Annotated in this window: 20 protein-coding genes; 12 read left to right on the top strand and 8 right to left on the bottom strand. The window is 64.7% G+C overall.

Annotated features, from left to right (window positions below; genetic code table 11):
* Nucleotides 1-127 precede the first annotated feature (127 nt).
* From aspS to FG486_RS14995, 5 genes are all read left to right on the top strand, one after another.
* Complete coding sequence (gene aspS, locus FG486_RS14975; RefSeq protein ID WP_181268135.1) at nucleotides 128-1,909, top strand: aspartate--tRNA ligase; 1,782 nt, start codon at nucleotides 128-130, stop codon at nucleotides 1,907-1,909.
* A 47-nt stretch (nucleotides 1,910-1,956) separates the two neighbouring features.
* The gene (locus FG486_RS14980; RefSeq protein WP_181268136.1) at nucleotides 1,957-2,298 is read left to right on the top strand and encodes a hypothetical protein; all 342 of its coding nucleotides are present in this window, start codon (nucleotides 1,957-1,959) and stop codon (nucleotides 2,296-2,298) included.
* Between the two features lie 12 nt (nucleotides 2,299-2,310).
* The gene (locus FG486_RS14985) at nucleotides 2,311-2,691 is read left to right on the top strand and encodes a type II toxin-antitoxin system VapC family toxin (RefSeq protein WP_181268137.1); all 381 of its coding nucleotides are present in this window, start codon (nucleotides 2,311-2,313) and stop codon (nucleotides 2,689-2,691) included.
* A gap of 115 nt (nucleotides 2,692-2,806) precedes the next feature.
* Nucleotides 2,807-3,772 (top strand): tetratricopeptide repeat protein, encoded by a 966-nt coding sequence (locus tag FG486_RS14990; RefSeq protein ID WP_137775360.1) that lies wholly within the window; start codon nucleotides 2,807-2,809, stop codon nucleotides 3,770-3,772.
* Entirely contained in the window at nucleotides 3,769-4,548 is a 780-nt protein-coding gene (locus FG486_RS14995; protein ID WP_181268138.1) for a polyphosphate kinase 2 family protein, read from the top strand. Before FG486_RS14990 ends, FG486_RS14995 begins: the two co-directional genes overlap by 4 nt.
* On the opposite strand, the gene FG486_RS15000 is transcribed toward FG486_RS14995, so the two are convergent.
* From FG486_RS15000 to FG486_RS15015, 4 genes are all read right to left on the bottom strand, one after another.
* Complete coding sequence (locus tag FG486_RS15000) at nucleotides 4,545-5,627, bottom strand: PA0069 family radical SAM protein (RefSeq protein WP_181268139.1); 1,083 nt, start codon at nucleotides 5,625-5,627, stop codon at nucleotides 4,545-4,547. The genes FG486_RS14995 and FG486_RS15000 overlap by 4 nt on opposite strands.
* A gap of 144 nt (nucleotides 5,628-5,771) precedes the next feature.
* The gene (gene moaB / locus FG486_RS15005; RefSeq protein WP_181268140.1) at nucleotides 5,772-6,299 is read right to left on the bottom strand and encodes a molybdenum cofactor biosynthesis protein B; all 528 of its coding nucleotides are present in this window, start codon (nucleotides 6,297-6,299) and stop codon (nucleotides 5,772-5,774) included.
* A 3-nt stretch (nucleotides 6,300-6,302) separates the two neighbouring features.
* Nucleotides 6,303-8,057, bottom strand: a complete 1,755-nt coding sequence (locus FG486_RS15010) for a lytic transglycosylase domain-containing protein (RefSeq protein ID WP_066279019.1) — start codon at nucleotides 8,055-8,057, stop codon at nucleotides 6,303-6,305.
* 4 nt (nucleotides 8,058-8,061) lie between these two features.
* Nucleotides 8,062-8,829 (bottom strand): uracil-DNA glycosylase family protein, encoded by a 768-nt coding sequence (locus FG486_RS15015; RefSeq protein ID WP_181268141.1) that lies wholly within the window; start codon nucleotides 8,827-8,829, stop codon nucleotides 8,062-8,064.
* Between the two features lie 114 nt (nucleotides 8,830-8,943).
* Here FG486_RS15015 and FG486_RS15020 point away from each other — a divergent pair, with 114 nt between their 5' ends.
* The 7 genes from FG486_RS15020 to FG486_RS15050 are packed head-to-tail and all read left to right on the top strand — an operon-like array spanning nucleotide 8,944 to nucleotide 17,044.
* Nucleotides 8,944-10,596: an electron transfer flavoprotein-ubiquinone oxidoreductase gene (locus FG486_RS15020; RefSeq protein WP_181268142.1), complete on the top strand. Its 1,653-nt coding sequence runs from the start codon at nucleotides 8,944-8,946 to the stop codon at nucleotides 10,594-10,596.
* A 51-nt stretch (nucleotides 10,597-10,647) separates the two neighbouring features.
* Complete coding sequence (locus FG486_RS15025) at nucleotides 10,648-11,571, top strand: 4-(cytidine 5'-diphospho)-2-C-methyl-D-erythritol kinase (RefSeq protein ID WP_181268143.1); 924 nt, start codon at nucleotides 10,648-10,650, stop codon at nucleotides 11,569-11,571.
* The gene (locus FG486_RS15030) at nucleotides 11,568-12,302 is read left to right on the top strand and encodes an N-formylglutamate amidohydrolase (RefSeq protein ID WP_181268144.1); all 735 of its coding nucleotides are present in this window, start codon (nucleotides 11,568-11,570) and stop codon (nucleotides 12,300-12,302) included. The genes FG486_RS15025 and FG486_RS15030 overlap by 4 nt, the downstream gene beginning before the upstream one ends.
* 44 nt (nucleotides 12,303-12,346) lie before the next feature.
* Nucleotides 12,347-14,068 (top strand): dihydroxy-acid dehydratase, encoded by a 1,722-nt coding sequence (gene ilvD, locus FG486_RS15035; protein WP_181268145.1) that lies wholly within the window; start codon nucleotides 12,347-12,349, stop codon nucleotides 14,066-14,068.
* The gene (locus tag FG486_RS15040; RefSeq protein ID WP_241695840.1) at nucleotides 14,049-14,432 is read left to right on the top strand and encodes a hypothetical protein; all 384 of its coding nucleotides are present in this window, start codon (nucleotides 14,049-14,051) and stop codon (nucleotides 14,430-14,432) included. Before ilvD ends, FG486_RS15040 begins: the two co-directional genes overlap by 20 nt.
* Nucleotides 14,425-15,849: an NAD(P)H-hydrate dehydratase gene (locus tag FG486_RS15045; protein WP_338401626.1), complete on the top strand. Its 1,425-nt coding sequence runs from the start codon at nucleotides 14,425-14,427 to the stop codon at nucleotides 15,847-15,849. Before FG486_RS15040 ends, FG486_RS15045 begins: the two co-directional genes overlap by 8 nt.
* Nucleotides 15,839-17,044, top strand: a complete 1,206-nt coding sequence (locus FG486_RS15050; RefSeq protein WP_181268147.1) for a class I SAM-dependent RNA methyltransferase — start codon at nucleotides 15,839-15,841, stop codon at nucleotides 17,042-17,044. Before FG486_RS15045 ends, FG486_RS15050 begins: the two co-directional genes overlap by 11 nt.
* Here the strand turns inward: FG486_RS15050 and FG486_RS15055 are convergent.
* The 4 genes from FG486_RS15055 to FG486_RS15070 all read right to left on the bottom strand — a co-directional run bounded on the left by FG486_RS15055 (nucleotide 17,035) and on the right by FG486_RS15070 (nucleotide 20,167).
* Nucleotides 17,035-18,015 (bottom strand): carbon-nitrogen hydrolase family protein, encoded by a 981-nt coding sequence (locus tag FG486_RS15055; protein ID WP_181268148.1) that lies wholly within the window; start codon nucleotides 18,013-18,015, stop codon nucleotides 17,035-17,037. The genes FG486_RS15050 and FG486_RS15055 overlap by 10 nt on opposite strands.
* A complete protein-coding gene (locus FG486_RS15060) occupies nucleotides 18,008-18,451 on the bottom strand; it encodes an MAPEG family protein (RefSeq protein ID WP_066282918.1) in 444 nt (147 codons plus the stop codon). The genes FG486_RS15055 and FG486_RS15060 overlap by 8 nt, the downstream gene beginning before the upstream one ends.
* Nucleotides 18,452-18,464: 13 nt before the next feature.
* Nucleotides 18,465-18,893 carry an MAPEG family protein gene (locus FG486_RS15065; RefSeq protein WP_066282921.1) on the bottom strand — a complete coding sequence of 143 codons (429 nt, stop codon included), beginning with the start codon at nucleotides 18,891-18,893 and terminating at the stop codon, nucleotides 18,465-18,467.
* 80 nt (nucleotides 18,894-18,973) lie between these two features.
* Nucleotides 18,974-20,167, bottom strand: a complete 1,194-nt coding sequence (locus FG486_RS15070; protein ID WP_181268149.1) for a type III PLP-dependent enzyme — start codon at nucleotides 20,165-20,167, stop codon at nucleotides 18,974-18,976.
* Between the last annotated feature and the right edge of the window lie 109 nt (nucleotides 20,168-20,276).

Genomic DNA, 20,276 nt, shown 5'->3' on the forward strand with positions numbered 1-20,276 from the left:
GTTCGGGGCGCGATCGCGCTGAAAGCTTGACAAAAGCGCACCGGCACGGTGTTAGCCGCGCTATCGGCTGGCCTTGCTATCGGGCAGGCTCATCATCGCCCATTTTCGATCAGGATCCATGGTTCTCATGCACGCATATCGCACTCATAGCTGCACCGCGCTTCGCGCTTCCGATGTTGGCCAGCAGGTCCGCCTGTCGGGCTGGATCCATCGCAAGCGCGACCATGGCAACCTGCTGTTCATCGACCTGCGCGACCATTACGGACTCACCCAGATCGTTACCGACAGCGACAGCCCGGCCTTTACCGCGCTCGAGCGGCTTCGCGTCGAAAGCGTCGTTACGGTGACCGGAACCGTCGTCGCGCGTTCGCCCGAGACGGTGAACGCCAACCTGCCGACCGGCGAGATCGAGGTCCGCGCTGCCGAGGTCGTGATCCAGTCCGCCGCCGAAGAGCTGCCGATGCCGGTCGCGGGCGAGCAGGAATATCCCGAGGATATCCGGCTGCGGTACCGCTTCCTCGATCTGCGTCGCGAGCGGCTGCACCGCAATATCATGCTTCGTTCGCAAGTGATCGCGTCGCTGCGCCGCCGGATGGTCGAACAGGGCTTTACCGAGTTCCAGACGCCGATCCTGACCGCATCCTCGCCCGAAGGCGCGCGTGACTATCTGGTCCCCAGCCGCGTGCATCCCGGCAAGTTCTATGCGCTGCCCCAGGCACCGCAGATGTTCAAGCAGCTGCTGATGGTGGCGGGCTTCGACCGCTATTTCCAGATCGCGCCGTGCTTCCGCGACGAGGATGCGCGCGCCGACCGCAGCCCCGGTGAATTCTATCAGCTCGACCTCGAGATGAGCTTCGTGACCCAGGACGATGTTTTCGCGGCGCTCGAGCCCGTGCTCGCGGGCGTGTTCGAGGAATTCTCGGGCGGCAAGCATGTCACACCCGCTGGCACCTTCCCGCGCATTCCCTATCGCGAATCCATGCTGAAATATGGCTCGGACAAGCCCGACCTGCGCAACCCGCTGGTGATCAGCGATGTGACCGATCATTTCGTCGGATCGGGCTTCGGCCTGTTCGACAAGATTGTCGGCAGTGGCGGCAAGGTCCGCGCGATCCCGGCTCCGGGTGCCGGCGCGATGAGCCGCAAGTTCTTCGACGACATGAACGACTGGGCGCGCAGCGAAGGGCATGCGGGCCTGGGCTATATCAACATCAAGGATGGCGTGCCCGGCGGCCCGATTGCCAAGAACCATGGTGAGGAAGGCACGGCCAAGCTGATTGCCGAACTCGGCCTCGGCCCGAATGATGGCGTCTTCTTCGCCGCGGGCAAGGAACTTCAGGCCGCCAAGCTGGCCGGCGCCGCGCGCACCCGCGTCGGCGAACAGCTCGGACTGATCGAGCAGGGCGTGTACAAGTTCTGCTGGATCGTCGACTTCCCGATGTTCGAATATGACGAGGACGCCAAGAAGATCGATTTCAGCCACAACCCCTTCTCGATGCCGCAGGGCGAGATGGAAGCGCTGGAAACGATGGACCCGCTCGACATCCTCGCCTGGCAGTATGACATCGTCTGCAACGGCGTCGAGCTGTCCTCGGGCGCGATCCGGAACCATCGCCCTGACATCATGTACAAGGCGTTCGAAATTGCTGGGTACAGCAAGGAGGATGTCGAGAAGAACTTCTCGGGCATGCTCAACGCGTTCAAATATGGCGCGCCGCCGCACGGTGGATCGGCGCCCGGCGTCGACCGCATGGTGATGCTGCTCGCCGACGAGCCGAACATCCGAGAGGTCGTGCTGTTCCCGATGAACCAGAAGGCCGAGGACCTGATGATGGGCGCGCCGTCGCCGGTCAGCCTCAAGCAGCTGCGCGAACTGAACATCCGCGTGGTCGAGCCCCAGAAGAGCTGAAGCCGGGCTGATTGTGAAAACTGTGAAACTGTGATACTGCGGTGGTCATGAAAAACGTGACCATCGCGCTTGATGACGAAACGCACCGGCTCGCCCGCATTCGTGCGGCCGAGCTGGGCACGTCGCTGTCGGCCATGGTCAAGGCGTATCTGCAGGGTATTGCAGCGGGCGATGATCCCGCATTTGTGCCCCCAGCCGGAGCGCGTGAAATGCCGATGCCCTATGCCGCCGTTCCTCCCGCCGATGATTTCGTGCCGCTGAAAAAGCCCCGGCAGCCGGGCGCGCTGCGCGGCAAGATCCATATGGCGGACGATTTCAACGAATGGCCGGAGGACATTCTGGCCAGCTTTGAAGCCTGGGATTACGGCAATGGGCCGAAAACGGCCTGACGCTAGCCCTGCATGAAGCTCATCATCGATACCCACATCATGCTCTGGTGGCTGGACGATGATTCCAGGCTTTCCCGTCGGTCGCGGGCCGTCATCGCCGCTCCAGACAATTGCGTGCTGGTGAGCCAGGTTTCGCTTTGGGAGATTGCAATCAAGCATCGCGTCGGCAAGTTGCATGTTGGACCTGCCGATATCTTTCCCCGATTGACAGAATTTGGTTTCGAGCTGTTGCAGCTGGCCAACGCCCATTTGTTCGCCCTGGAACGATTGCCGGTTCTGCATGGCGATCCCTTTGATCATCTTCTGCTAGCGCAGGCCGTCCACGAAGAGGCGGTGATGATGAGCGCGGACCGGATCATGCAGCAATATGGCGTGCCCTGCTTGCCTGCCTGATCCCGTCTTTGCAGTGACCTCTGGCACAGCTTTGCCGCATGACTTGGGCAAGGATTGTGTTACATTTCAACGGAATCGCGCTGCCATGGCGGCGCTGCAATCTGGGGCGAAAGGCATGGGGACTAAGTTTGGATCACGGGCGCGCAAGCTGCGCCTGGCGATGGTCATGGCCGGGCTGGCATGGTCAGGCGTCGGTCATGCCGAGACGCTGACGGTCGACGCGCTCTATCCCGCGCGCGACCGGGACGCCGCGCAGGTCGGCTCGCTGGTGGTCGAACGCTTTGGCGGACGCGATGGCGCGGAACTGTCGTTCGCTCTGGAGGGCGTGCTGAACGAGGTCATCGTCTATGGTCAGCCCTATTTCAAGGTGGTCGCCGAACGATCCTCGGCGCCGGCCGACGCGGTGCTTTCCGGTATCGCCACCGCGCAGGTGCAGAACCAGCCGGTCGAGGAAAATCGCAAGGAATGCGTCGAGCGCGACGGTAACGACAAGTGCATCCGCGAGGAGCAGGTGAAGATCCGCTGCAATCGTCGGATCGTCTCGCTCAACCCGTCGCTGCGCATGGCGCGGATCGACGATGGCGCGATCGTCTATCAGCGCCAGATATTCAAGAGCGACCAGGTGGTGACCTGCCCTGACCGCCAGGCCAATCGCAGCCTGCCCGATACGGTGTCGATGCTGGTGGAGCAGGTCGCGGATGAGGTGCGCGATGACATCGCCCCGGTGTTCCGCAGCGACGCCATCCGCGTGCTGGAAGGCCGCAAGGGGCTCGACAAGGACCAGTCGAACCGGTTCAAGGATGCGCTCAAGGCAACCTTCCGGGACCCCGGCCAGGCCTGCTCGATCTGGCAGTCGCTCGATACCGAGGCGCCGGGACAGAGTTCGGTCGTCTTCAACCTCGCACTGTGCGCCGAGCAGCGCGGCGAGCTTGATGAGGCCATGACGCGCTATCGCCAGGCGCAGACGCTGCTGCCGCGCGAACCGGCGATCCGCGCGGCGTTTGACCGGATTGCCGCCCGGCAGGCTGCAGAAGCCGATTACAACGCCCGCGAGGCGCGACTGGGGGGAACGGGCTCATGACCATCAAGCTATCCGACTATGAGAAGGGCGCCGGCTTTGATGGCGACTACGTTGCCGCTTTGAAGGACCTGCAGGAACGGCTGTCGCATGCGCATGCCCGGCACATCGTCCATGGCCACCGCGCGATCATCGTCATGGAGGGCTGGGACGCGGCGGGAAAGGGCGGCATCATCAAGCGGATGACGGCGGAATGGGACCCGCGCTACTTCCAGGTCTGGCCGATCAGCGCGCCGACGGCATATGAAAAGGACCGGCATTTCCTCTGGCGCTTCTGGCAGAAGCTGCCGGGCAGCCGCGAGATATCGGTCTTCGATCGCTCCTGGTACGGGCGCGTGCTGGTCGAGCGCGTTGAGCAGTTCGCGAGCGAGCGCGAATGGAAGCGCGGCTATGACGAGATCAACGAATTCGAGGCGCAGCAGGTCGATGGCGGCACCGCGATCATCAAGATCTTCCTGCACGTGACGCAGGCAACGCAGGACAAGCGCCTCGCCGACCGGCTGTCCGTCCCCGAGAAGCGCTGGAAGGTGACGCACGACGATTTCCGTAATCGCGCAAAACGCGCGGATTATCTCGACGCGATGCACGACATGTTCCGCCAGACCGACACCCGCTGGGCACCGTGGAAGGTGTTCGACGGCAACAGCAAGAAGGCCGCGCGCATTGCGGTGCTGACGCATATTGCCGAGCGGCTCGAGGCCAGCGTGCCCAAATCGCTGCCCGATGCCGATCCCGAGCTGGTGGCGCTGGCAAAGGAGGCGTTTGGCTACAAAGGCTAGAACAGCTCGCCCTGGGTCCCGTCTGCCGGGGCGCGGAAGTGCGAGGTGTCCAGCACCCATTTGTGCTGGTTCAGTCCTGCGCGTTTCACCGCGAGGCGGAAGCGGGTGCGGATCAGGTCGGCCCAGGGGCCCTTGCCGCGCATGCGCGAGCCGAAATCGGGGTCGTTGTCGCGACCGTCGCGCATCTGCTGGATGATCGCCATGACCTTGCTCGCGCGATCGGGGAAATGCGCGTCGAGCCAGGCGCGGAACAGCGGCGCGACCTCGTGTGGTAATCGGACCGGGATATAGGAGGCCGAGAGCGCGCCGGCCTCGGCCCCGGCGGCGACCAGCGCCTCGATCTCGTGATCGGTGATCGCCGGGATGACAGGCGATACGTTGATATGCGTCGGCACGCCCGCTTTGCTCAGCGCCCGGATCGCGGCGAGGCGCTTGCGCGGAGTGGCCGCGCGCGGCTCGAGCGTGCGTGCCATCGCGCTGTCGAGCGTGGTGACCGAGAGCGCGATGGCGACCAGATCGTACCTGGCCATCTCGGCAAGCAGGTCGATATCGCTGAGCACGCGGTCAGACTTGGTGGTGATCGAGACGGGATGGCGCGCCTCGAGGCAGACCTCGAGGATCGACCGGGTGATACGATAATCCGCCTCGATCGGTTGATACGGGTCGGTATTGGTGCCGAGCGCGATCACCTTGGGCACATAACCGGGCTTGCGCAGCGTCGCGCGTAGCAGCTTGGCCGCGTCGGGCTTGGCGAACAACCGGCTTTCGAAATCCAGCCCGGGCGACAGGTCGAGCCAGGCATGGGTGGGCCGGGCATAGCAGTAGATGCAGCCATGCTCGCAGCCGCGATAGGCGTTGATCGACTGGTCGAACGGCAGGTCGGGGGAGCTGTTGCGCGAGATGATCGAGCGCGGGTGTTCGATCGTTACCGTGGTGCGCAGCGGGGCAGGGCTATCGTCGATCGCGGCGCGCTGGTCGAGCCAGTCGCCATCGGCCTCGCGCACCGGCAGGTTGAAGCGCGCCGACTCGCGGTTCAGCGGTGCGCCTCGGCCTTTGATCGGGGGCAGGTGGGCGGACATGCGCCGAGAATAGAACAATACAGGAACAAATGCCACTGCTTTGGTCATTCCCGCGAACGCAGGAATCCCGCTTAGAATCTCGCAGAAACCAAGCGGGAGCGCTGCTTGCGCGGGGGTGAAGACAGCTGCGATGGATCGAAACGCCTATTTCTCGCGCAGCCTCGGCATCAGCTCGATGAAATTGCAGGGCCGGTTGCGGCTGTCGAGTTGCTCGTTGAGGATGCCGTTCCAGCCATCCTTCACGGCGCCGTTCGATCCGGGCAGCGCGAAGATATAGGTGCCGCGCGCGAGCACCGCGCAGGCGCGCGATTGCACGGTGCTGGTGCCGATGGTCTGATAGCTGAGCCAGCGGAACAGCTCGCCAAAGCCCGGAATGTCCTTATCCTTCACCCGGTCGAGCGCCTCAGGGGTAATGTCGCGTCCGGTGAGGCCCGTGCCGCCGGTCGAGATGATTGCGTCGATTTCGGGATCGTCGATCCAGTTGTTGAGCCGGACGACCAGCCTCTCGACATCGTCCTTCTCGATCGCGCGCGTGATCAGCTTGTGGCCCTTGCCGGTGATCAGCCCGGCCAGGATATCGCCCGATGTGTCGTCGGCGGCGGTGCGCGTGTCCGAAATGGTCAGAAGCGCGATGTTGATGGGCTTGAACGCCCGCGATTCGTCGATGGCCATCGCTCAGTTGTGCTGCACCGTATCCAACCGGACAAGCTCGATTCCGCCAGCATGCGGAAAGCGTGGCCACATGCCCTGGGCCAGGCCCGTCGCACTCTTCGAGTTCACGCCAGCCTGCTTTTCGTACATCCAGTAGTTGCGCAGGATGATGCCCACATAGGCGCGTGTTTCCCAATAGGGGATCGATTCGATGAACAGCAGCGGATCGCCATTATCCCGTACCTTCTCGTTCCAACGGCTGACCGGCAGCGGACCGGCATTATAAGCGGCGATGATCTTGGGCAGCAGCCCTTGGGTCTCGGGCCGGGTGTTGAGGAATTCGAGATAGCGTTGGCCATATTCGAGGTTCACGGCGGGCTGATAGAGCGCGCTGGCATCGAGCGACTGGCCGCGCGCGCGCGCCATGTCCTGCGCCGTGCCGGGGCGAACCTGCATAAGCCCGCGCGCATCGGCAGGGCTGCGCGCATCGCTGCGGAAGTTCGATTCCTGCAGCGTATGTGCATAGACCAGCGCCGGATCGACGCGCCAGCCTTCCACCGGCACCCAGCGAGGCGAGGGGAAGCGTGCGAAGCTGTCCGGGCGGCTGCCCTGCGGTCCGTTCTGCGCGAGCCACATCTGCGTCTGCGGCATCGAAAGATCGCGCGCGAGACGCAGCAGGCAATCGTGCGCGCTGTCGCCGGCAATCTGCGCTTCGTGGCGCAACACCTGGTCGGCCAAGGTCGATTCGCCGATCTGCGTCAGCGCGATGGCACGGCGGACATTGGGTCGGTCCTTGAGCAGTTTCCAGTCGTTGGTGCTGAAATCGGGCGCGCGAACCGAGCTGTCGGCAAGGCCCAGCTGCTCGGCCGCGAGCACGCCATAGAGCGTCTCGCCATATTGGCTGGCCGCACGCAGATTGGCCTGGACCAGATCGGGGCGTCGGCAGCGCGTCGCGGCGCGCGAGGCCCAGTAATATCCGGCAGCGCGCTGTTCCTCGTTCCAGGCATTGGCGGCGGCGCCTTCGAAGCCCTGGAGCGCAGCGGCGCAGTTGCCCAGGCGCCATGCTGCAAGCCCGGCGGTCCAGTGCGCCTCGCCCAGCCACTCGCCCGAACCCAGCGTCGCGGCGCGCGCCATGTCGAGTGCTTCCTGATCGCGGTTCTCGAGATAATAGGACCAGGCGACCCGCTGCTGCAGTTCGGTGCGCGCCTGAGGGCTGAGGAAATCGACCTGATCGGCCAGCGCCGCTGCCGCACCGGCGGGATCGTCGGCGACGATGCGTTCCTGGATCGTCGCGGCAAGCGTGGGTGGCACCGTGCCGTCTGCAACGCTGCGCGGCTTGCCCCGCCGGGTCAGCCCGCCAAAATTCGCCATGCGCACCATCTGGGGGCGGTCGGGCAGGATCGTCGCACCGCGCTTGGTGGCAAGCGACGCCAGACGTTCGGCATGCGGGAGGTCTGGTGCGGCATTGAGCAGGCTGAGCAGCGGTCCCATCTCGACACGCGGCGAATTGGCGGCAAGGAACAGCTCGGCCCGCGCGATATCGTGCAGCACGCCCTTTTCGCGGCTGTCGAGCAGTTCGCTCGCCTTGGCCCAGTTCTGCCCCCTGATCGCGCCGAACACCTGCGAATAATAGTCGCGCTCCGACGAGGAGAGCAGATCGGGCACCTGCGTCTTGGCGACGCGACTGGAAAAATAGCTATAGGATGATTCTTCGGCCATGGCTGGCTGGCAGGAGATCAGGGCCGCACCCCCGGCGATGATCAGCGCTTTCTTCAGCAAGGTCTTACTCCACGAGCAGCTTCTGCCATTGCTGCCACGCCATGCCTTTCTCTTGCGCGATGCGATGAAACATCAGGCTGAGCTTGCGCGTGACCACCGTTTTGACAGTTCGGTCACCATGGTTAAGAAAATGCAAATCGGTTGGCTTTTGCGATGGGTCGTGGCTGAGCAGCGCCCTGGCGGTGTCTTCGCCTGCAACCACCAGCATTTCCGGGGCTGCGAGCCCGATGTGATGCCGGGCGATGCGAGTCCAGGTACCAAGATGCGGCAGCGCCGCCTGGTTGTCGAGAACGACCCGCGGGAACAGCGAGGCACGGTAGACATCCTCCGGCGCAAAACCGCACGCGCGCGCGATCATGTCGAGCAGCCGGCCCGAGCGGCCCGATAGCACCGTGTCCTGGTCGTCACGCTCTGGCGCGCCGGTCAGGACCATCACCCTAGCACCTTGCCGTCCCGCTGGCACAATATGGCGGCCGTCGCCGCCGTCTGCCGCGAGCGACCCGCTGCGCCATGCCGCGGCAAAGGCATCGAGCGTCTCGGGCAGGACAAGTTCTGCGGGCGCCTTGGCAACGGGTGCGCCGGGCGCACGCGCGCCAGCCACCGGCGCTTGCTGAGGCGCGGGGCGCTGCGCCGGCGCTGTACGCACCGGCGGCGCATCATCGGCTAGCCAGTCGTTGGGTGTATCGGCAAAGTCCCAGTCCACGCCGGCCAGCTGCCACCAGTCGACCAGGCTTTGTGCCTCGCGCAGGGGATCGTTCACCGGTGTCAGCACGTTGATGCCCCAAAGCGGGTTGACTTGCGCGCTGCGGCGCTATTGGAGTGAACGGGAGAGGGCATGCCATTGCCTTATGGCACAGGCCCCATCCTGAGCAACGGGGAAGACGAGATGACTGAACGCGAATCCATGCCATTTGACGTCGTGATTGTCGGCGCGGGCCCTGCCGGCCTCGCTGCGGCGATCCGGCTCAAACAACTGGCAGCGGAAGCGAATGCCGAGATCGAGGTGTGCGTCATCGAGAAAGGCTCGGAAGTCGGTGCGCACATCCTGTCCGGCGCGGTGTTCGATCCGCGTGCGCTCGACGAGCTGATTCCCGACTGGCGCGAGCAGGATTGCCCGATGGCCGCCACCCCGGTGACCGAGAACCATCACTGGGTGCTGACCAAGACCAGGAAGATGGCGATCCCGCATATCGCGACGCCCTCGTTCATGCACAACAAGGGCACCTATACCGGCAGTCTCGGCAATCTGTGCCGCTGGCTGGCGGAAAAGGCCGAAGAGCTGGAAGTCCAGATCTTCCCCGGCTTCGCTGCGGCGGAAATCCTGTACAACGAGGACGGCTCGATCAAGGGCGTTGCTACCGGCGACATGGGCATCGGCAAGGATGGCGAGCACAAGCCCGACTATACGCCGGGTCTGGAACTGCATGCCCGCTACACCTTCTTTGCCGAAGGCGCGCGCGGCCATCTCACCAAGATCCTCAAGCGCCAGTTCGATCTGGAGGCCAATTGCGAACCGCAGGTCTATGGCATCGGCCTCAAGGAACTGTGGGACATCGACCCCAAGAAGCACGTGCCGGGCCGCGTGATCCATACCCAGGGCTGGCCGCTCGACGACGCCTGGGGCGGCGGTTTCCTCTATCACCAGGCCAATGGCCAGGTGGCATTGGGCTTCGTGGTCGCGCTGTCTTATCAGAACCCGCATCTATCGCCCTTCCAGGAATTCCAGCGCTGGAAGACGCACCCGGAAATCCGCAAGATCCTCGAAGGCGGCAAGCGCGTGTCCTACGGCGCGCGCGCGATCAACGAGGGCGGCTGGCAGTCGGTGCCCAAGCTCGCCTTCCCGGGCGGCGCGCTGATCGGGTGCAGCGCTGGCTTCGTCAACGTGCCGCGCATCAAGGGCAGCCATACCGCGATGAAATCGGGCATGCTCGCTGCCGAAGCCGCGTTCCGCGCGATCCAGGCCGATCGCACGTCGGATGAGCTCTCGGATTATCAGGAAAATCTCAACGCCAGCTGGATCGCCGAGGAACTGAAAAAGGTCCAGAATGTCGAACCTTGTGTCGACAAGTTCGGCGGCACCATCGGCACCGTTCTCGGCGGCATCGACATGTGGATGCGTCAGCTGGGTATCGGCCTGCCGATCACGATGAAGCACGACCCCGATTACAAGCATATGGGCCGGGCCGATCTCTACAAGCCGATCGATTATCCCAAGCCCGATGGTGTGATCACCTTCGACCGGCTGTCGTCGGTGTTCCTGTCGAACACCAATCATGAGGAAGACCAGCCGGTCCACTTGCAGCTCAAGGACCCCAGCATCCCGATCCAGGTCAACCTGCCGCTCTATGACGAGCCGGCGCAGCGCTACTGCCCTGCGGGCGTGTACGAGGTGGTCGGGCAGGAAGAGGGCAACCCGCGCTTCCAGATCAACGCGCAGAACTGCGTCCACTGCAAGACCTGCGACATCAAGGAAATGAGCCAGAACATCAACTGGGTGGTGCCCGAAGGTGGCGGCGGCCCGAACTACCCGAACATGTGACCTTCGAAATTCCTCCCCTTGCAGGGGAGGATTTGAGGAACGGAAGCCCCGGTGCTGACCGAAACCGCCTATGCCAAGGTCAACCTCGCGCTGCACGTCCGGCGGCGGCGCGAGGATGGCTATCATGATCTCGAGAGCCTGTTCGCCTTTGTCGATCGCGGGGATGAACTGAGCGCGAACGCTCGCGCGGATGGTGGGCTGTCTCTGACGATCAGCGGGCCATTCGCGCATGGCCTCGATAGCGACGATGACAATCTGGTGCTCCGCGCCGCTCGGTCGCTGCAAATTTCCGTTTGTCCCGAGCGAAGTCGAGGGACGTATGCGCAACGTCCCTCGACTTCGCTCGGGAACTTGGCGGGGGTGGGTGTTCATTCTAGCGGAAAACTTGGCGCCAATCTGCACCTCACCAAGAATCTCCCCGTCGCTTCCGGAATAGGCGGTGGCTCTGCCGATGCCGCCGCCGCGCTGCGCCTGCTCAATCGGCTCTGGGGCTGCAACCTGACCGACCGCGCGCTGTGCGTGATCGGCGAGACGCTCGGCTCCGATATCCCTGCCTGTGTCATCAGCCAGAGCCTGCGCGTCGAGGGCAGGGGCGAAGCGCTGGAACCGCACGATCTGCCGGGCCTTTCGGGCATGCCGATCCTGCTGGTCAATCCTGGCATTCCGCTCGGCACTGCGCCGGTGTTCCGGGGCTGGGATCAGGTCGATCGAGGCCCGCTCGATACGTCCTGCCTGGAGGCAGTCATCTCAAGTGGTCGCAATGATCTGGAAGGCCCCGCGCGCGCGCTCGTACCCGAGATCGCGGATGTGCTCGAACGGCTGCGCTCGACCTCCGGCGCCACCCTGTCGCGCATGTCGGGCAGCGGCGCGACCTGCTTTGCGCTGTTCGATTCGCCAGCGGCCTGTGCCACCGCCGAACAGGCGTTGGCGGCCGAGTACCCAGCATGGTGGCTGATGTCAGGAATGCTGCGATGAACGGCTTTCAACCCTATGAAATCATTGCGCCTCGGCTAGGGTCCGCTGGCGAGAATATCGTCATCATCGCCGACCATGCCAGCAACCATGTGCCCGATGGCATCGACCTGGGCGTCGCGCCGGACGTCATGATGCAGCATGTCGCGATCGATATCGGCGTTGCCGATGTCACGCGGGTGCTGTGCGAGACCATCGGTTGCGGCGCGGTGCTGGCGCGCGTCTCTAGGCTGGTGATCGATTTCAACCGCGAGGAGAATGCGCCTGGCCTCATTCCGCTGACCAGCGACGGCATCGCGGTTCCGGGCAATGCCGGAGCAGACCCCGAAGCGCGCCTTGCCGCCTACTATCGGCCGTATCATGACGCCGTGACGGAGACGTTGGCGGACATGCGCAATCCCTTCATCCTCTCGCTGCACAGTTTCACGCCGCAGCTCGCGACGCGCCCAAACGAGGCAAGGCCCTGGGATATCGGGATATTGTACAATCGCGACGACCGCGCCGCGCGGATCGCCATTCCGCTGCTGGCCAAAGCAGGGCTTCATGTCGGCGACCAGCTGCCTTATGCGGGCACATTGCTCAACGCGACGATGAACCGCCATGCCGAAGAACCGGGGAGGCCCTATCTGGGCGTCGAGATGCGGCAGGACCATGTGTCGCACCCCCAAGGCGCGGTCCGAATGGCGGAGATATTGGCACCTGTCGTCCTCGCGTGCCGCAATAGCCTTGCGTAACGCGCGGCTTTTTGGAAAGAGCGCGGCCAGAGAAAGGCCCGATCATGACACATAATTTCGACAAGTCGAAGCTCCCCAGCCGCCACGTCTCCGTGGGGCCCGAGCGCGCGCCGCACCGCAGCTATTATTACGCGATGGGCCTGACCGAGGAAGAGATTGCGAGGCCTTTCGTTGCAGTGGCCAGCGCCGGCAATGACAGTGCGCCGTGCAACACCACGCTTGATGCCCAGGCCGATGCCTGCCGCGAGGGGGTGAATGCCGCAGGCGGCATGCCGCGCCGCTTCAACACCATCACCGTGACCGATGGCATCGCCATGGGCCATCAGGGTATGAAGAGCTCGCTCGTCAGCCGTGAGGTCATCGCCGATTCGGTCGAGCTGTCGGTGCGCGGCCATTGCTACGACGCGCTGGTCGGCTTTGCCGGATGCGACAAGTCGCTGCCCGGCATGATGATGGCAATGCTGCGGCTCAACGTCCCTTCGATCTTCGTCTATGGCGGCTCGATCCTGCCCGGCCATTATGACGGCCGCGACGTCACGGTGAAAGACGTGTTCGAGATGGTCGGCCAGCACGCGGCGGGCAATTGTCCGCTCAAGGACCTGATCGCGCTCGAAAAGGTTGCCTGCCCCGGCCATGGCGCGTGCGGCGGACAATATACCGCAAACACCATGGCGTGCGTCGGCGAGGCGATCGGTCTTTCGCTGCCCAACAGCAACATGATGCCCGCGCCCTATGAAAGCCGCGCCGAAATCGCGGTTGCGGCGGGACGCCAGGTCATGGAACTGCTCGCGCGGAACCTCAGGCCACGTGACATCTGTACGCGTGAAGCCTTTGAAAATGCTGCTCGTGTTGTCGCCGCGACCGGCGGGTCGACCAATGCCGGGCTTCACCTTCCCGCCATGGCGAGCGAAGCGGGGATCGAATTCGACCTGTTCGACGTCGCCGAGATCTTCAAGACCACCCCCTATATCGCGGATCTGCAACCTGGCGGCCGCTATGTCGCGCGTGACATGTACGAGGCAGGTGGCGTCTACATGCTGATGAAGACGCTGCTCGAGAACGGCCTGCTGCACGGCGACTGCATGACGGTCACCGGCAAGACGCTGGGCGAGAATATCGACCAGGTCACCTGGAACCCCGACCAGAAGGTCATCTACGATGTGAAGACCCCGCTGAGCCCCACCGGCGGCGTCGTCGGCCTCAAGGGTTCGCTCGCGCCCGATGGCGCCATCGTCAAGGTGGCAGGCATGGCGCGGTTGCAATTTACTGGCCCCGCCCAGGTGTTCGACTGCGAGGAAGAGTGCTTCGCTGCGGTCGAGGCACGCCAGATTCGCGAAGGATCGGTCATCGTCATCCGCTATGAAGGCCCCAAGGGCGGCCCCGGCATGCGCGAGATGCTGTCGACCACGGCGGCGCTCTATGGCCAGGGCATGGGCGAGAGCGTCGCGCTGATCACCGACGGACGCTTTTCTGGCGCGACGCGCGGCTTCTGCATCGGCCATGTCGGCCCCGAAGCCGCCGATTGCGGCCCGATCGCGCTGGTCGAGGATGGCGACATCATCGCGATCGATGCCGAAGCGGGTACGATCGACCTGCATGTCGACGAGGCGGTGCTGGCCGAGCGCCGCAAGACCTGGCAGCCGCGCACCAACGACTATCAGGCGGGTGCGCTGTGGCGCTATGCGCAGAATGTCGGCCCCGCGAGCAAGGGCGCGGTGACGCATCCGGGAGCCAAGGCGGAACGCCATGTCTATGCGGATATCTGAGACATTGGTCGTTTCCGCTGCCCTGGCGGTGCTGGCGGGGTGCTCCGGCGAAACCCAACCAGATCCGGTGGCAGGGGCGGACGACAGCCGCGTCGCCTGCGCGCTGGGCAGCGATACCGAATTTGCTCAGAAATGCGATGTCGAGCGCGTGCAGAATGGTGACAGGCGCGAATTGGTGTTGCGGCACCCCGATGGCGGCTTTCGGCGGTTCGAGATCGTCACCGACGGGCGCGGACTTATCGCGGCCGATGGGGCAGAACAGGCGGTCGTAACCCCTCTGGCAGACGGTCGCATCCAGCTTTCGGTCGGCGATGACCGCTATCGTATCCCCGCCACGATCAAGCCTGGCGCTGGCGGTGGCTGATCGCGGATCAGCCGTGCTGACGGTCGCCGAGATGGTGGCGGCCGAACAGGCGATCTTTGACACCGGCGTCTCGGTTGATGCGCTGATGCGGCGCGCGGGCGAGGGGGCAGGCCAGATGATCTGGCGGATCGGCGGCACGACGCCGACGCTGGTGCTGTGCGGTCCTGGAAACAATGGCGGCGATGGCTATGTTATCGCAGAGTTTTTGCGTGCAAAGGGCGTGCGGGTCACCGTTGCCGCATTGTCCGAACCGCGCACCGACGCCGCGCGCAATGCGCGGGCGCGCTTTTGTGGCGAGGTTGTAAGGTTCGATGAGGTCGAACCCGCTACGCAGGTCGTCGATTGCCTGTTTGGTAGCGGTCTGACACGCCCGCTCGACGGTGCCGTCTGGCATCGTTTTGCCGAACTGGTCGGCCAGGCACGGCGCAGCTTCGCCATTGATCTGCCCAGCGGCGCGGATGCCGACCGCGCGGTCTGGCTCAACGAACCGCTGCGCTTCGACCATGTGCTGGCGCTGGGCGCGTGGAAATATGCCCATCTGCTCGAGCCCGTCGCGAGCGATTGCGGCGCGCTGAGCCTGATCGAGATCGGAGTCGATACCGAAGCCGCCAGGGTGCGCAGGATCGCCCGGCCCTCGATTGTCGCGCCCGATGCGCGTTCGCACAAGTACCGCCGCGGGCTGGTCGCGGTGTTGGTTGGCGCGATGCCGGGTGCGGCGCTGCTCGCGGCACATGCAGCGCAGGGGGCAGGGGCCGGGTATGTGAAGCTGATCGGCGAGGGCGATCCGCCGCCACAGCTTCCTGCCGATATTGTCTGGCAGCGCACAGACGGCGCGGGCTCGGTCGCCGAAGCGCTGCAAGACTCGCGCATCGGCACCGTCGTGGTCGGCCCGGGCCTGGGGCGGGACGATCAGGCGCGCGCGCTGCTCGAGACCGCGTTGGGGTGCCCTCATCCTCTGATCGTCGATGCCGATGCCTTGCATCTGCTGCCCGGTTATTTCGCGAGCCTGAAGGGGCGGGGCGCGCCGGTGCTGCTGACCCCGCACCAGGGCGAATTCGATGTGCTCGCGGGCGAGACCGGTGCCGATGCGATCAATAAGGTCGCTCGGGCCGAGGCGCTTGCCCGGACGCTGGATACGTTCGTGCTCTACAAGGGTGCGGATACCGTCATCGCCGCGCCCGATGGCCGCGCGGTCATTGCCGACCGCCGCTATTCCTGGCTGTCGGTCGCGGGCACCGGTGATGTGCTTGCCGGCTGCATGGCGGCGCGGCTTGCGGGCCATGCTCAGCCGTTCGACGCCATGACCGAGGCCGCCTGGCTGCACGACCGCGCCGCGCGAATCGCAGGACCGGCGTTCAGCGCGCTGCAGCTCGCCAACGCCTTGCCGCGAGCGCTGGAGACCTGTCTTGAACGATGATCTGATCGTGCGCCTCGCGGCGCGCGGCGATGGCGTCACCGCCGCGGGCCGCCATGTCGCCGGAGCCGCTCCGGGAGACACGATCGCGCCTAATGGCAGCATCATGCCAGGCCCGCATCACGCGGTGCCGCCATGCCCGCACTTCGGGTCGTGCGGCGGCTGTCAGCTGCAGCATGTCGACGATGCCGCGCTCGCCGATTTCGTGCGCGACCGCGTCACTGGGCCGCTGACGGCCAAGGGCATTGTCGCGCGTGACGTTCGACCGGTGCACCTCTCGCCACCGCGCAGCCGCAGGCGAGCCTCATTGCGCTATGTGCGCAAGGGCGGGCAGGTGGTGCTGGGCTTTGCCGGGCAGGGCAGCCACGATCTGGTCGATATCCGTGCCTGCGAGATCGTGACGCCACGGCTGCATGACGTCATGATGGCGGTGCGCGGCCTGATCGTGAAATGGCCGGAATCAAGGCTTTCCGGCAGTGTCGAGCTGACCGAGATAGACCAGGGCGTCGATGTGCTGATCTCGGGTCTCGCGCCGACGACACTGGCGCAGCACGAGCTGCTCTCCGGCTTTGCCGAGGCGCAGAAGCTGGCGCGGCTGTCGATCGACCAGGGCTTCGGACCCGAAACGCAGTACGAGCCGGTGCCCGCCACGATCAGCTTTGGCGACATTGCGGTTCGGTTTCCGCAGGCGAGCTTCCTGCAGGCCACGCGCGATGGCGAGGCAGGACTGGCCGCGGCCGCGCGCGAGGCGCTGGACGGTTGCCGGATGGTAGCGGACCTGTTTGCGGGGCTGGGCAGCTTCGCTTTCCACCTGATCGCGCCGGGCCGCCGCATCTATGCCGCTGAAGCCGCGCGCGATGCGATCCTGGCACTCAAGGCCGCGGCCGATGCGCGCCAGCTGCCGGTATTCACCGAGCATCGCGACCTGTTCCGAAATCCGGTGCAGCGCGACATGCTCGACCGGCTCGAAGGCTTGGTGCTCGATCCACCGCGCGCAGGGGCCGAGGAGCAGGTGCGCGCCATCGCCGGATCGTCGATCAGGCGGGTCTGCTATGTCAGCTGCAACCCGGCAACCTTCGCGCGCGATGCCCGCATCCTGTGCGATGCCGGGTTCGCGCTCGATACCTTGTGGCCGGTGGGTCAGTTCCGCTGGTCGACGCATGTCGAGCTGGCCAGCCTGTTCCTCCGTCAGCCCTGATCGCTCCACACGACGCCATCGCGCGGGCGGGTGTCAACGCGAAGCTCGAACACGTCCGGGCGCGCATAATGGCCATCGGTGTCGAGCGCAGCCAGCCCCTGGCCGATGCTGGCAAGGTCCAGATCGGCGACCAGCGTTTCGGGGCCAGACCCGGCTTGAGCGAGCACCATGGCATCGGGCGCGATGATCGCACTGCCACCGAACTGCAACTGCCCCTCGGGCATGGCCTCGAGCAGTGCGCGCGCGGCCTTGCGGGCTGTGGTGTCAAGGTTGCAATGATCGAGGCCCAGCAGAACATCGTCGCGGCTCTGGATCGTTCCGGCGGCCAGCACGAAACACCGGCCTTCAAAGGCATAATGGCGTGAGGCCATGGCGTAAGTCTCGCGCACCGTTGGCCAGGCGGCGATGTGCACCACCTCGCCCTGGTTGTGCATCGCGGCGCGTGCGAGCGGCATCCAGTGCTCCCAGCAGATCAGGCTGCCCACAGGTCCGAAGGGCGCGTCGTGCGTGCCGAGCGTCGACCCGTCGCCGCGCGCCCAGATCAGCCGCTCGCCATGCGTGGGCACCAGCTTGCGGTGGAGCAGCGGCTGCAGACCGGGGCGCAGCAGCAATTGGCAGTTGTAGAGGCTCGATCGCACGCGCTCGTGCGCACCGATGCTGACCAGCGCGCCCGAGCGATCGACCAGATCCTGTACCGGCGCGAGGCGCGGATCGCCGATGCGGATCGCTTCCTCAAGCAGCACCGCATGCAGCGCGCGCGTACCCGGGTGGTCCCACAAGGCCGCTCCCGGCGCTTCGTCGAGCCAGAGCGGATAGCCGCCAAGGAACGTCTCGCCAAAGGCTATGATTTGCGCACCCTGATCGAGCGCCGGTTCAATCAGGGCGGGCAGGGCGGCAATGCCCTGCGTCACGGAGAGCGGAATAGGCGCGGCCTGGACGATCGCCGCACGGATGCGGCGCGGATCAGCCATGTAGGTGCAGGTCGAAGATTGGAATCGCCGCGTGGAAGATCAGCACCATCAGGCACAGGCTTGACGAGGCGAACAGCAGGAAGCGCACGGCGACGCGGTTGACCGTCGCCTGGACGAGGCTGTGTGCAATACGAAGCGCGACATAGAGCCAGGCGACCGCGACGTTGATCCCTTCGCCATGGCCGATGATCGCCAGCACGATGCACACTGCATAAAAGATTGTCGGTTCGTCGAGCAGGTGATTGTAATTATGCGCTTTCCACTGGATCGGTTGCGGCAGGACAGCATCGAGGTCCTTGCCCGTGCCGCCCTTCAGGTTGGCGACATCGATCTTCGCCTGCTGCATTGCCGGGATGCGGGTGACATACATCCATGCCCACATCACCATGGTCCAGGCGAGCAGGATGACGACGGGTTGCAGAATTGTCTGGATCATGGTGGCGGCTCCCTCAAAGCGTGGCGATCAGTGCACGGATCGCGAGCACGATCAGGCAGAAGGTGGAGGCTAGGAACAGCAGGAAACGCGTTTGCACCTTGTTCACGGTGGCCTGCCAGATGCTATGCACGATGCGGATCAGCACATAGCCCCAGGCCAGTGCGACATTCAGGCCATCGGTGCCTGCGCCGGCGATCGCCACGATCGCGATGGTGGCGTAGAAGATGGTCGGCTGCTCCATCAGATGCGCGTAATTGTGCGATTTCCACGCGGCTTGCGGCGGGAGCATCGGATCGAGATCGCTGCCACGCCCTCCGACGGCCTTGGAAATATCGACGCCCAGCTTCTTCGCATTGGGCAGTCGTGCGCCCGCCATCCAGAAGAGCATGACGAGCGACCAGAGCACCAGCACGGCGGCTGGCGTCAGAACATTGGCAGACATGAAGCAGTTCCTCCCCCGCTTTACGGAGGAGGAAACTGCGGCAGCGCTATTAGATTGTCAATCGCAACCGATCGGCGCGATCAGCGGTTGATGCTGACCACATTGTCGGCGCGCCAGTGCGGGCGGGCCTCGCCGGTGTACATGGACTGCATCGGCTCGTCGGCGACGGTATAATGCTCGCTCGTGCCGAAGCCGTTGAAGCCGGTACGCATCGCCGCACCATAGGCGCCGATCATGCCGATCTCGATATAGTCGCCGGCCTTGATGTCCGCGGGCAGCGGGAAGGGACCTGCCATGTAATCGATATCGTCGCAGGTCGGGCCGAAAAAGCTGAAATCCTCGGTCGTGCTGCTGCGCTGGGTGCCGAGATAGCGGACCGGGAAGCGCCAGCCGATATGCGCGGCATCGAACAGCGCGCCATAGGCGCCATCGTTGATGTACAGTTCCTCGCCGCGGCGACGATCAACGCGCACGATGATCGAATTGTACTCGGCGCAGAGCGCGCGGCCCGGCTCGCACCACAGTTCGGCCGAATAGCTGATCGGCAGGCTTTCGAAGGTGCGCTCGATGATCGCGAAATAGTCTTCCAGCGGCGGGGGCTGCATGCCCGGATAGGCGGAAGGAAAGCCGCCGCCGACGTCGATCACGTCCACGGTGACCGATGCGTCGACGATCGCCGCGCGCACGCGATCGAGCGCCTGCACATAGGCATGCGGGCTCATCGCCTGGCTGCCGACATGGAAGCAGATGCCCAGGCTGTCCGCCGCCTGGCGGGTCGCCATCAGCAGTTCGCGCGCATCGATCAGTTCGGTGCCGAACTTCGATGCGAGGCTCAGTTCCGAATGCTCGGACGATACACGCAGGCGCACGCACAAAGTCAGATCGTCGGGCGCGCCGGTGGCGGCGACGATCTTGTCGAGCTCTTCACGGCTGTCGAGCGAGAACACGCGCACGCCATGAATGTGATAGGCTTCGGCGATCGCTTCGGGGGTCTTGACTGGGTGCATGAAGCACAGCGTCGCATCCGGCAGCGTCCCCGCGACCAGCCGAACTTCGGCGATCGAGGCGACGTCGTAATGCGTGATCCCCGCGTTCCACAGCACGCGCAGCAGGTCGGGCGAGGGATTCGCCTTGACCGCGTAGAGCGACTTGCCAGGAAAGCGATCAACAAAGAAACGCGCCGCGCGGGTGGCCGCTTGCGGACGGTTCAGCGTAACCGGCTGTGCCGGGTTCAGAGCCTGAATCAGCTCCAGCGCATCAAGATATTCGTGCAACTCAAGGGACCCCCAAAAAACAGTCAAACAACAAGGCTGCCTTGCGGTTATTGGAAGTCCCCATGGGGCAGCGGACCGCGTAAATAGGGTCCACAGCCCCGGGTGTAAA

Source organism: Blastomonas ursincola, from assembly GCF_013607875.1.
Lineage (GTDB): Bacteria > Pseudomonadota > Alphaproteobacteria > Sphingomonadales > Sphingomonadaceae > Blastomonas > Blastomonas ursincola.